This window comes from Microcoleus sp. CAWBG58 (genome assembly GCF_020883045.1).
Taxonomy (GTDB): domain Bacteria; phylum Cyanobacteriota; class Cyanobacteriia; order Cyanobacteriales; family Microcoleaceae; genus Microcoleus.
Window position 1 is genome coordinate 18,036 of record NZ_JAHRFA010000081.1, and the last position, 12,081, is coordinate 30,116.

Genomic DNA, 12,081 nt, shown 5'->3' on the forward strand with positions numbered 1-12,081 from the left:
CCGGTAAATTTTGTGATGCCGGGTTTTTTAAGTGTCAGATTTTTTTAGCTAATTGTGCCGCGAATCTGAGATTATTTGTTAATTTTCTGGGCTTTGGCGTGATGTTGCAGGCGAGCGAAAACGTTGTAGGCGTCGGGGCCGGGATTACCGTGTTCTATAGCGCCGTCGATGGGGCCGTCGATGGCTTTCCAAGCAGGAATTCCGCCTTTTAATTCTGCTACTTTTCTAAAGCCGGCTGCGCGTAGAAGATTGGCTGCTTCAGCAGTTTGTTCGTCGGTTTCACCGTAGATGTAGATGTCGCGAACGGGTTCTAGGCTGGCTTTTGCTCGCTCTACTAATTCGTCCATTGGCATTGGTGCGGCGCCGGTAATGCGGCTTTTGTCGAAACTTTCAAAATCGCGGACATCAACGATTGTCAGTGCGGGTTCGCCCCAATCTAAGCGGGCTTTGAGGTCGTGGCAGGATACTTGGGCTTTTAAACCGGGAGGGGTGGGAGTGAAATCTGGCAGTTTTTCTTTGATGTCTGCAATTTGATCGGGAATAGTTTTCATGGGTAAAATTCTCTTCTATGCTTCGATCGCAATGTAACAAGATATTTCGGTTGAATTCGTCTTTCTAAAGGCTGAAGTGGGGATCGAACTAAAGTCACACTTAAGGTGAATTGCTGCTAGTTGACTGCGGTTGGGAGCGCTATATTTGTTGAGGTTGCTAGGTTTTTAGTTGACAGTTGATAGTTGAAAATAGACAGCGACCTCTACCTGGCATGAAGAGAATTAGAGTAATCAATCGTCTGATTTTAATTTTTTCCGGGCTTGGGGCTTTCAACCAATTCTTTCTGGTAAGTGGCGTTGATTCCGATTGTTTTGATTGAAATGTTCGATCGCTCTTATTGACTGTAGATATTTTGAAGTGCGATCGATCGTCCAACCACTTATTGTATCAAATAATCAAATTTTAGTCAATGCCAATTATTTTTAAATGAAGTTTGCATGGGTTGTGCGCGGTCTCGCGCGCTATTTTGCTGAGAAGTTGAGATGTTTTTTAGCAAAATTTCTGGTAAGATTTGATACTAACAATAGGGATTTAAAGGTATACATATGTCTGAGCAAAATGAAATTGCTGTGTCTAAAACTTTGACACCGGAAGAGCAAGCGGTTTGGGATGCGAAGGCGAAAGTTCGGGTATTGCTGAATTTGTGGGATTTGGGTGGGGGTCAGATTCCGGTTAAAAAAGGGGATTTGACGAAGCGGATTGTCCGGACTAATGAGACGAGTCAGAAGTATCTGGAAGTGCTCGCGCAGTTGCAGGAATCCGGGGCGATCGAGTATTCGCTGGTAAATCGGGTGACGCGGGTGGAGTTGAGTGCGAAGGGGAAAGAGGTTTTAGCGCAGGGCTTGAAAAGTCGAGATTCTCTGTTTGAGTTTGATGGTTCTCAAATCGGTACGCGGCTGGGAAATGCTTTGCTGAAGTGGATTCGGGCTCAGGATAGTGCGACGAGTGTTGCTGTGGAGACGGGGAAAAAGGATTCAGGGGCGATCGGCTCCTATGACGATTTTAAGTCTGTGGCGTTGGATGTATACGACAGCTTGAACCGGGATTATAACTTAGACGATTTAGTGCCGATTTATCGGATGCGGCGGGCGATCGGGGAAAGGGTAGGGCGATCGCAATTCAATGAGTGGCTGTTGGAAATGCAGGCTAATGACATTTTGCAGCTAATGTCCGGAGAAATACCAGACATTACCCCAGACAAACGCGAGGACTCAATCACCATCTCGGGCGTTGGATTTCGTAACTATGCCAAGCGCTTGAACGCCTAAAATGACCCTGAATCTTTTTGTAGTTCGTCACCTCACACCCAATCATTATGGAAAATTCAGTCGCATCACCCATAGAGGCTCTCAACGCTGCTATCCAAAGTCACAACCCATTTAGCAAAACTAGGATTGTCACAGAACAGGATGTCTGGGGAAAAGGATTCCCCGATGTTCCCACTCTCAACAAACACGCTTCTGATGCAGTTTTTCAGGCCGTTGAGCAGGTGCGAACAAGTCAATCGAGTCAAGAAAAAGTGACTTCACTTGCTATAACTGCTCAACCTGGAGTTGGTAAAAGTCATATTCTCAGTCGGCTACGGCATCGACTTGAACGCGATGGTGGCGCTTCATTTGTTTATGCAAGCGTCAATAATTACACCGACTTAAACCTGATTAAGTACCAATTTCAGCAAACCTTAGCAAATAGTTTGAGTTACACAGCAAATCAAGAGGTGATGCAGTGGCAAGAAGTAGCATCAGCAATGGCAAACGAAGGCTTGAAAGCTATAAATGCTGATGCTCCAAGTCTTTCACCCGCCAATCTTCTCGACCGATTTGACAAAGTATGTGCTAGTTGGGCAGCTAAAAATAAGAGTTTTATGAACACTCTGAGTCAAAAAGTTTGCCAAACAAAGCCTAATGCTGATCCTTATATTGTTCGGGCTGTTTTGTGGACTCTTTCAAAGATTCAGTCAGCTTTTGCAATCAGATGGTTGTCAGGTGAGGAGCTAGATAAGTCTAAAGCTGACGAACTGGGATTGCCCGCTAATTATGGTAAAACAAATCAAGATAGAGAAGCTGAAGCTCTTAACAATGTTCAGCAAATATTGAATTTGGTGAGTTACTACAACCCAGTCATCATTTGTTTTGATGAAATAGATGTTAAAAATAACTCTACCGATGATGGTTTGCCAACAGAAATGGTAATTGCTGATTTAGTTAAACGCCTCCACGATACTCTCCATCAATCGGAACTCGGTCAAGGAGTTGTCATTCTGACAGTAATGTTGCCCGATACTTGGACACAGAAAATTAAACCGATGTCTGGCGGTACACCAGCTCGACTATCAACACATACAAAAGGAAAGCCAATAGAATTAAACTTTCTGGATAGCAATTCAATGATAGAGATAGTAACTCTATGGCTGAAAGATTTCTATGAATTCAGAAATTTAAAGCCTCACAACCAGCTATATCCTTTTGAAGAAAATCAACTCAAAGAATACGGCAAAAAGAGATCTACGGTACGGGAAGCTTTGACATGGTGTGAAGAGAACTTTAAAGTTTATAGACCTGCTCTTCCAGAAGCTCCTCTCGATCGATTTGAACTTGCCCTCAGGGAACTTGAGTCAGGGCTTGTAGATTATATGGAGAATAATTCCATAATTTCTAAAGCTCTTTGCTTTGGTTTTGAAACGTTGAAAGGTCAGACAATCGAAGGAGTATTGATTGAAGAGGTTACTACTGAAATCAAGCCAAAAGCCAAAAATAATGATTGTATTAACTTTAAAGTTATTGGCACAGAAAATGGAAAAGTTGTCAAAATTGGTATTGCAGTAATCCAGTCTTCTCAAAATGAATTAGTTGCCGGACTGAGGCGCTTAATAGATTACGAAAGATTTGACTTGACTCGCGGTTGTTTAGTCCGTTCTCCAGCCAAAATCGAAACAATAAAGAAGACTGCTCAAGCATACAAGTTACTTGAACAACTTGTATCACCTCAAGAAAGAGGTGGTGAAATCGCAGATTTGATAGAAGAGCAAATAAAACCTCTAATCGCTGTTTATTCTGTTTGTAAAAAGTGCAGAGACTATAATTTAACGGAAAATCAAGTTTTTGATTTCATCTTTCAGAAGCAGCTAACTCTTGACAATCCTTTACTGCGAGAGATATTGAGCGATCCATCTGGTATCATGCCTGTTGTTGATGATGAAGATGAACGTCAACTTTTAGAAGACCTTCTTAATCCACCGACTATTGACAATGCAGATGAATCGGATGATTTGAGTGATTTATTTAGTTGATCATGAGTATATCTGTTTCGATTTACAATGCTCTGCGTCTACCTGCTGCTGATGTTGAGGCGTTAATTTTAGGGCGATTAATTGTGGCTATGCCCCGGAAATTCATTAATCCGGGGCAGAAGTTTGCTTTGTATCCCGCCAATATCTCGATTAATTTGCTAGCCCACGAGCAACATTATCGCTCAAGTTTTTTGCCAGTCGCTAAAAACGCACTTGCTCAGTTAAATTCTGAAACGGTTTTGATAAAAGCTTGGGCTAGGTGCGAATTGTGCCAAATGCTGAACGATCCTGAATCATTAGAAGCTTTGTCGCAGTTAACAGTTTGGACAACAGAGGCATTACAGCAAACTCTCCTAGAAAAACCTTATCTTTTTATAGCTTATCTTCGCGTCTATTTGCTGTCTCAGCCGTTTGAAATTCCAGTGCATCCCAGTGGCAATTTTGTATCTTTGCCAAAATCCCTAACTGTGACTGATTCAACGCCTGTGTTGAGCGAGTCTATCTTCGCTAAACGCCGTCAACAACTGGAAAAACTAGAGCCGCCAGAACATCCAGAATTGGAAGAGTTGCAAAGTGCATTAGTGCATTTATCCACCACTAACCCAAACGCCAAACAACTAGATGCAGAAATCAAAATATTTCTAGGTTGGTCAGAAAATTCACCTACAGCAAAACCAGATCCTGATTTAGATTGGATTAAAACGATCGCACAAATCGGCAACTCTAGCGATGGTAATACATTTGAAAAATTAGTCCGCCAAAGTTTGGTCAAGCTAGGATTTGCCAATTCTAACAATAAACCTAAAGCTAGTCTCAATCCAGAATCAACTGGCGGGGCGGGTGGTTTGGACTTTTATTGTGAGACTCCATATCCAGTAGCGGGAGAGTGCAAAGCTAGCAAACATGAAAGTGTACCTAATAGTGTTACCGCTCAACTAATTCATTTAGGTTTGACTCACTTGGGTCAAGATAGGTTCGATCGATCGGTTAAAATTATTTTAGCGGCTGGGCCTTTAACTAATCCAGCTAATCTAGCAGCTATTGGTAGTAAAATGAATGTAATTCGCCCTGAAACATTGCAAAAATTAGTTGAACTGAAAGCTAAGCAACCAGGTTCGATCGATTTATTACAGTTAAAGCCTTGTTTAGAACAACAGCCGTTTGGTGAGGAAGCCGATGCTAAGGTTAATCGCTATATTGATGATGTGCGGGAAAAGCTTAAAGTGCGATCGTACTTAATCGAACTCGTGAAAAATCGTCTAGAAATCCCAGGTGTTAAAAATACTGGAGTTGATGCTCTTCATGGCGCATTTTATGCTAACCCCAATCCACCTAAGCAATTGGGGCATGAAGAAATGCACGAAATTTTAATAGAACTTTCCTCACCACTTACGGGTTACTTGGGACGAATTAAAGGAGAGAATTGGCGGAGCGATCGCTTTTATTTCCTGCGCGACTTGTTGCTAGAGGATTGAGATACGCGGGATAGCTTCACCTCCTAGATCCAATTTGCTAAACAGAATCAGGATCTATATTCAACTCCCGCAACCTCGCTGCCAATCTTTCAGCTCGTTGTCGGAGTTCCAACAATCGTGCTTGTTCTTCCTTAATCAACCCTTCAACTAATGGTGGACAAAGTATTTCATTGACTGATAATCTCAGATTGGGAAATACTACAGATACCATTTCTTCTCCCGGCAAGTAATTTACCTCTTCATAAATGTCATCACCTTCGAGAAATGACATAACTCGCACCCGCTGCCTGTTTTGTGTCGGGTCAACAATCATATATTCCGGTACGTTAGCTAAGTTGTACTCTACTCGTTTAGTTATATAATCGACGCGCCGATCTTGGCTCACCACTTCTATTACTAATAACGGCGTTTCATCAAAGCCAAGGATGCCGGAACCGGGTCTTGCAAGAGCTTGTTCCCACAAACTTTGAGTGCAAACAACTACATCGGGAATGCGGGATGTAGCATCTTCTGTTCTGACTCCTACAGAAGTTTTTACTACTAAATCAAGATTGTGTTCAGCGAGATAGCGCTGTAGTTTGTAAACCCAATATTCGCAGATGCTTGTATGTAATGCGCTAGCCGTTGCCATTGGTATTAATTTGCCTTTGTACAGTTCGTATTGTACATCAGCTTCTCCTTGATAAACTCTGTATTCTTCAAAGGTTAATGTGGGAGAAGTATCAACTTCTTTTTCTTCTAAAACTGGGGTGATTGATTGAGACATGGGTTTTGGTATGAGTTGATTTTTATATAGTTTAGGAATTCGCAACTGATACACTCTAATTTGTTTGTAGGGTGCGTCATATCATGTCCGGTCGATCGCAGGTGATACGTTGGGCAGGGCGCAATACGGTTTACTTAAGATGGTCATTGCGAGGAACGAAGCAATCTCCGTATCTATTTTTCGTAGGGTTTTACCCCCAGGGAACTCTTAAGTAAACGGTATTGGGGCAGGGCGGGTTTACGAGATTTCTGGTTTTTATTACATATCTTGGCGAACCCGCCCCTACGGAAATAACGGTCAATCGATCGCAATTCCTAATAATTCTTATTGTATAGCAACCACCACAAAGGTGTAACTATTAACTGTCAACTGTCAACTGTCAACTGTCAACTGCTATAGATCGGTTTACCATTTGGGCGATCGCCTCAACAAGGCCGTAGCAGCCTCACTGCTGAGAGGTCTAGAGAAAAAGTACCCCTGACCGTACTCGCAGCCGATCGCCCGCAGTTGAGCCAATTGCACGGCGGTTTCGACACCTTCTGCGACTACCTCCATCCCCAGGCTGCGGGCTAGCATGACGATCGCCCGCACGATTTCCAAATTTTCGCCGGCTTCCCCGATGCGACTGACAAAAGAGCGATCGACTTTCAAAATATTAATCGGGAATTTGTGCAAATAACTCAGAGACGAATAACCCGTGCCAAAATCATCAATGCACAGCGCAATCCCCAACTCCCTCAACTGCGAAAGCATCGCCGCGGCGGCTTCCCCATCTTCCATCACCACAGTCTCGGTAATCTCCAACTTCAAACAGCGAGCATCAACACCCGTTTCCTGCAACACTTGCTTGATTTGCTCGATCGACTCTGGTTCCGAAAACTGCCTCCCCGAAAGATTGACTGCTACTGTCAGCGGCGAATTTCCCACAGGCAAATTCAAACTCTGCCACTCAATAATTTGGCGGCAGCTTTCGTTCAAAACCCACAAACCTAAGGGCATAATTAACCCAGTTTCCTCCGCCATCGCAATAAATTCCATCGGGGAAACTAAACCGCGTTCCGGGTGCAGCCAGCGCACCAGCGCCTCAAATCCGATCGTCGAGCCACTTTTCAAACAAACTATCGGCTGATAATAAACAGTAAAAGGACATTCCAATTTAAGAGGAGCCAATTGTGATTTTGTACGCTCCAACTTCCAGTCAATTTCACATACAGGCGAATTTTCCCCCGCCACCCCACCTGGGAAATCCACAATCGAATATGTCAAATTCAGTTCTTCAATCGACTGCCGCAAATCGTTTTCTAAGTGCATCAAAGCCACAGCCCGAGTGTGCATTGCACTCGTAAACACTTCGTAACGAGCTTTACCGAGAGCTTTTGCCCGGTACATCGCAATATCAGCATCGCGCAAAATATCTCCAGGCCACTGATATTTGTCGGTACTCATAGCAATGCCGATGCTAGCAGTAATTAAAACTTTATGACCTTCTAAATATAGCGGTCGTTCGATCGCCTTCAGAATTCCCTTTGCTTGGGCGATGGCTTCATCCACACCTTGAATTTCTTCCAGCAAAATCACAAACTCATCTCCCCCCAGACGTGCCACCGTATCTCCGGGGCGCAGACAAGTCAACAGACGGCGGGCCACAGCTACCAACAGCCGATCGCCCGTGCGGTGTCCCTGGCTGTCATTAATCACCTTAAACCTGTCCAAATCCAGAAATAGCACCGCAAATTGAAAGTTCGGATGCCGTTTGACGCGGGCAAAAGCTTGGCCCAACCTGTCAGTCAACAAAGCGCGATTCGGCAACTCCGTCAGCGCGTCGTGCAAAGCATCGTGCAACAATTGGTCTTCAGCCGCCTTCCGTTCAGTCACGTCGTGACAGTTGACGACAATTCCCCGCACCGAAGGTTCAGAGAGCAAATTCGTCGCCACCGCTTCCAACACGCACCAGAAACCCTGTTTGTGCCGCACCCGGTATTCCGCCAATCCCAGCCCAACTCTCGGCATTTGGATGACACCTTTAAACACTTGATCCACCATTGGCAATTCATCGGGGTGAATCAACTCAAACACAGACCGGCCGAGGACTTCGGCCGTCGGATAGCCCAAAATCCGCTCTAGGGAAGGAGAGACATAGCGACAAAAGCCTTTGTCGTCGAGAATTATAATAATGTCTCTGGCATTTTCAATCAGCGATCGAAAACGCTTTTCGCTTTGTCGCAGTTCTTGTTCCGTGCGCTTGCGATCGGTAATGTCGGTATTCATGTAAATTAGACCGACAATTTTGCCTGTAGGGTCTTTAATCGCATCGGCCCGCAGCAGCACTTGCAAAATTTTGCCGCTTTTTGTGCGGTTGGTAATTTCACCAGACCAAGAATAACCTCTGGCGATCGTATCGAGAACCTCCGAGGCGACGGCGGGGTCAGCAAAAACTGCCGGTATACCTCCTGCGAGTTTAAATTCCTCTGCCGTTTCCCATTCAAATAGCTGAGAAAACGCTTGATTTTGATAGATGTGAGTGCCGTTGGCATCGCTAATGCCGATCGCGTCGCTCGAACTTTCCACGGCCTTGCGAGTCAGCACCAGAGCTTCTTCTGCCCGCTTGCGTTCGGTAATGTCAATCCCTACCAGACAAGCTGCATTCCCGCGATCGTACTTTTGAGCCACAATCAAATAATGTCCCGCCGACTGTCCGCCCTCCGTTTTCACCTTAGCGCTGAGTTCTTTAACCGCTTCCGTAGCGTCGCCGGCAAAAAAATCCACCACAAAAGAGTGAAACTCCAAGCTAGCGCCCAGAAAACCGATATCTTGGCCGACAAAGGCCGACGGCGACAAACCGTGCAGTTTAGCTAAGTGGTGGTTGACGCCCAAATAGCGCAAATCCGAGCTAATCCAAGATACTATGCCCGGAACTGCTTCCAAAATCGTTTGCAGTTGGTCGTTTGCTTGCTGCAAAGCTTCCTGCACTTCGATGCGTTCGGATAAGTCGGACTGAGTTCCGACGAAGTGAGTCAAATTACCGCTGCCGTCTCGCACGGGAGATAGGGACAATTTGTTCCAAAAAGGAGTACCGTCTTTGCGATAATTTTTGATTGTTACCTGCAATGCTATGCCTTCGCGCAAGGCTTCGCGGATCTTAGCTACTGTAGTGCGATCGGTATCCGGGCCCTGCAAAAATCGGCAGTTGCGCCCCAAGACTTCACCGGCGCAGTAGCCTGTGATCCTTTCAAATGCTGGATTGCAATAAATTATGGGACAGTCCGGTGCATTGGCGTCAGCAATGATAATACCGCTGGTAGTAGCAGCCAAAGCTCGATCGCGAAGCCACAGTGCTTCAGAAGCCGTATCGCGATCGGCTACGTCCCCCACTTCATCTAAATTATAAATTGACTGGTTATCCCGATTTCCCATCAGCCAAACTTTCAAGCCAACCTTTGCAATTTCCGAGTTGCTTCTTACTTTAACGTTTTTCAGGACTCGCGAACGTAGATTGCATCTTTGCCTTTAACTAAGCGGGATTTCACCTTAGTTGTTAGTTGTATTTTCTGCGCTTCCTGTGTCGGCATTTACACAAAGCGCATCTTCACTGCCAAGAGTGAAAACCCCTCAATTCCTCTCCCCCTCTACCCCTCTCCCCCTCTGGGGAGCGCTCCGTCAATCAGGATGTGCAGCAACTTATTTACCAGGAGTCGCAGATTGACCGGGCGTATTAATCAAGGGTAGAGCCTCGTTGCTCCCCATTACTGTCGGAAACTGACCGTTCCATTTGTCGATCGCTTGCTGCTGCAAAATTTCGGGAGTTGAAATACCCGCACGCTTATCGAAGCGATTATAGTGCAATACGGTTTACTTAACACTATTTATGCCCGGAGATCCCCCTCGCATCCCCCTTAAGAAGCTATGCTTTATAAACATCTTTCTTAACAAGAAAGTTGACAAAAATCAACATCTGTGATGTTAAACGATCGGGCGATCGCCCAGGAATGAGGTTAAAATGATCAATCAATGGGTAAGGGAAGAATTAGAAAAAACTGAATTGGGAGACGCAAGAAGGACAAATAGATTCATGAAAATTGTTTCTAATTTGAGCAATAAGCCAGAATCTAGCGTCCCAGAAGCTAGTGGAACGTGGGCAGAAACTAAGGCTACTTACGATTTCTGGGATTCACCATATATCAAACCCCACGAAGCTTAGGAAAGGACACGTATATGCGACGCTTTCAAGAATTAAAAATCATCAAATTATCTTGGCAATACAGGATACAACGGAATTAAATTATACTACGCATGAAGCAGTCAAAGGAGTCGGATATCTTGATAATAAATATGCTCATGGATTGAAAGTACATTCAAAGGAGGCAGCAACAACAGAGGGGCTACCATTAGGCATTATCGACCAATATGTCTGGGCAAGAAAGCCAAAATATCTAGGTAAAGCTGCTGAATGTTCTCAAAAATCAACTGAAGAAAAAGAGAGTCAAAGATGGCTTGATGGTTTAAAAAATACATTATCTATCATCCCTGATTCACAACAAGTAGTCACAATTGCTGACCGAGAAGCCGAGTTTTATGACTTGGAAGGTCTCTGCGAACCGTGAGAGAGTAGATTTTTTGATTCGAGCTACTCAAAACAGATGTTTAGAGTCTTCATCGAACCATCTTAAAGAAGAGATGGAATTGGTCGAACCGCAAGCTTGTAAGTAGGTAGGCGGGAAAAAACCAATCTATGTAACAAAACATTAAGCTACTTAATTGGAGTTAAACTTAAGACGTTCAGTGGTGTAGTTTCCCCTCTGTCCTCTAGCTTCTACTCCATGAATTACGGCATAGGCGAGTTCTAATTCATCATCAAACATTTGTCCTGCTAACTCATCTTTCTTAATGTGTTGCCACTCCAATTCAATGGGGTTCATTTCCGAACAATACTTGGGCAAAAAGAAGATATATAAACCTTGCTTTTCCCAATGTGGCCATAACTCTTGGACTTCTTTGCATCGGTGTATTGGGCCGTTGTCTTGTACAATTACTCTCGGTCGTCCAATTTCAGCAGCTTCCTTCGCTTCTCGCTCCATCATTTTAATATAAGCTTTTCGATCGACACCCCCAATTACTAAACCATAAATAAAACTGATTAAGAGTTGAAGAAGTCCTATAATACTTAGTCTACGACCACGCCGTTTCGTTTGTTCTAATCGTTTCTGCTCACCTATTTCGTAATAAGTATAGCCTGGTTCACTCCACGCACAAAAACCTGATTCATCTAAATACTTTAAGTCAATTCCTCCCGCCGCTGCCTCTAATTGCAACATATCTAAGTCAGATTGCTTCGTTTCTTGTACTATGGGGTCTTGTTTTCCTTTGTGACTTTTTCTGGCTCGTTTCCAAACAACCCTTTTTTTTACTATCCTTCTTAATCGATCGGCACTTAGTTTTACAGAACGTTCTTTTTCTAATTTCTGGACTAATTGAAGACTGTTATATGTTCGTGATTCGTTTTTGAGGGCTTCTTTTAAAAACTCTATATCTTCGTCTTTCCACGTTGGCTTTGCCCCTCAACCAGGCAACTCCCAAAGCCCTTCCATGCCTAGATTCGACCATTTATGTAAAACCTCTCTCACTGTTTGTAAAGTCCAATTAAAATGAGCAGCTATTTTTTCAACGTACCAGCCATGTGCATTTAATCTAATTACTTCTGCTCTATCTTTAACTTTTTGTGGAACATCCGCAGTTCTCAGTTGGAAGAGAGTTTTGTCTTGTTGTTGAGTCAGGAATACCCTTAATCTAGCGCCCATATATTTAGTTACCTCAGTAGATCTATTCTCTTTGTTTACTTATCTTAACATAGTTCGGTTTTTTTGCGCCGACCTACTTACTGTAGTTTAGACTAACCAAAGATGAGAACGGTGGCAAAAGAAGAACTAAAGCCACCGTCCCAGGAGAGAATGAGGGTGAAAAAGAAAACCTATCCACTCCCTAAATGAACAGTGAACGATTAA

General features: G+C 44.0%; 9 protein-coding genes and 1 pseudogene. 5 read left to right on the top strand and 5 right to left on the bottom strand.

Annotation, left to right across the window (positions count from 1 at the left end):
- Positions 1–71: 71 nt before the first annotated feature.
- Positions 72–551: a rhodanese-like domain-containing protein gene (locus tag QZ918_RS26775; protein ID WP_293340502.1), complete on the bottom strand. Its 480-nt coding sequence runs from the start codon at positions 549–551 to the stop codon at positions 72–74.
- 546 nt (positions 552–1,097) lie between these two features.
- On the opposite strand from QZ918_RS26775, the gene QZ918_RS26780 reads away from it, so the two are divergent.
- The 3 genes from QZ918_RS26780 (at position 1,098) to QZ918_RS26790 (ending at position 5,316) form a co-directional block, all read left to right on the top strand.
- Positions 1,098–1,820, top strand: coding sequence for a hypothetical protein (locus QZ918_RS26780; RefSeq protein WP_293340505.1), 723 nt, complete (start codon positions 1,098–1,100; stop codon positions 1,818–1,820).
- Between the two features lie 251 nt (positions 1,821–2,071).
- Complete coding sequence (locus QZ918_RS26785; RefSeq protein WP_293340508.1) at positions 2,072–3,841, top strand: P-loop NTPase family protein; 1,770 nt, start codon at positions 2,072–2,074, stop codon at positions 3,839–3,841.
- Positions 3,842–3,843: 2 nt separating this feature from the next.
- Positions 3,844–5,316 carry a DUF1802 family protein gene (locus tag QZ918_RS26790; RefSeq protein WP_293340511.1) on the top strand — a complete coding sequence of 491 codons (1,473 nt, stop codon included), beginning with the start codon at positions 3,844–3,846 and terminating at the stop codon, positions 5,314–5,316.
- Positions 5,317–5,353: 37 nt separating this feature from the next.
- Here the strand turns inward: QZ918_RS26790 and QZ918_RS26795 are convergent, their stop codons facing one another.
- The 3 genes from QZ918_RS26795 to QZ918_RS26805 form a co-directional block, all read right to left on the bottom strand.
- Positions 5,354–6,082 (bottom strand): Uma2 family endonuclease, encoded by a 729-nt coding sequence (locus tag QZ918_RS26795; protein WP_293340514.1) that lies wholly within the window; start codon positions 6,080–6,082, stop codon positions 5,354–5,356.
- Positions 6,083–6,487: 405 nt separating this feature from the next.
- A complete protein-coding gene (locus QZ918_RS26800; protein ID WP_293340517.1) occupies positions 6,488–9,496 on the bottom strand; it encodes an EAL domain-containing protein in 3,009 nt (1,002 codons plus the stop codon).
- A gap of 264 nt (positions 9,497–9,760) precedes the next feature.
- Positions 9,761–9,925 carry a hypothetical protein gene (locus tag QZ918_RS26805; protein ID WP_293155122.1) on the bottom strand — a complete coding sequence of 55 codons (165 nt, stop codon included), beginning with the start codon at positions 9,923–9,925 and terminating at the stop codon, positions 9,761–9,763.
- Positions 9,926–10,079: 154 nt separating this feature from the next.
- On the opposite strand from QZ918_RS26805, the gene QZ918_RS26810 reads away from it, so the two are divergent.
- Positions 10,080–10,280: an IS4/Tn5 family transposase DNA-binding protein gene (locus tag QZ918_RS26810; protein ID WP_293340519.1), complete on the top strand. Its 201-nt coding sequence runs from the start codon at positions 10,080–10,082 to the stop codon at positions 10,278–10,280.
- A gap of 52 nt (positions 10,281–10,332) precedes the next feature.
- Positions 10,333–10,683 (top strand): hypothetical protein, encoded by a 351-nt coding sequence (locus QZ918_RS26815; protein ID WP_293340522.1) that lies wholly within the window; start codon positions 10,333–10,335, stop codon positions 10,681–10,683.
- Positions 10,684–10,833: 150 nt separating this feature from the next.
- Here QZ918_RS26815 and QZ918_RS26820 read toward each other — a convergent pair.
- Positions 10,834–11,877, bottom strand: a pseudogene (locus tag QZ918_RS26820) (IS630 family transposase).
- Positions 11,878–12,081: the final 204 nt, after the last annotated feature.

Bases quoted from the DNA above. Each gene is read 5' to 3' on its own strand.
- QZ918_RS26795 (WP_293340514.1), bottom strand. From the start codon at position 6,082: ATGTCTCAATCAATCACCCCAGTTTTAGAAGAAAAAGAAGTTGATACT.
- QZ918_RS26800 (WP_293340517.1), bottom strand. From the start codon at position 9,496: ATGGGAAATCGGGATAACCAGTCAATTTATAATTTAGATGAAGTGGGG.
- QZ918_RS26775 (WP_293340502.1), bottom strand. From the start codon at position 551: ATGAAAACTATTCCCGATCAAATTGCAGACATCAAAGAAAAACTGCCA.
- QZ918_RS26780 (WP_293340505.1), top strand. From the start codon at position 1,098: ATGTCTGAGCAAAATGAAATTGCTGTGTCTAAAACTTTGACACCGGAA.
- QZ918_RS26790 (WP_293340511.1), top strand. From the start codon at position 3,844: ATGAGTATATCTGTTTCGATTTACAATGCTCTGCGTCTACCTGCTGCT.
- QZ918_RS26810 (WP_293340519.1), top strand. From the start codon at position 10,080: ATGATCAATCAATGGGTAAGGGAAGAATTAGAAAAAACTGAATTGGGA.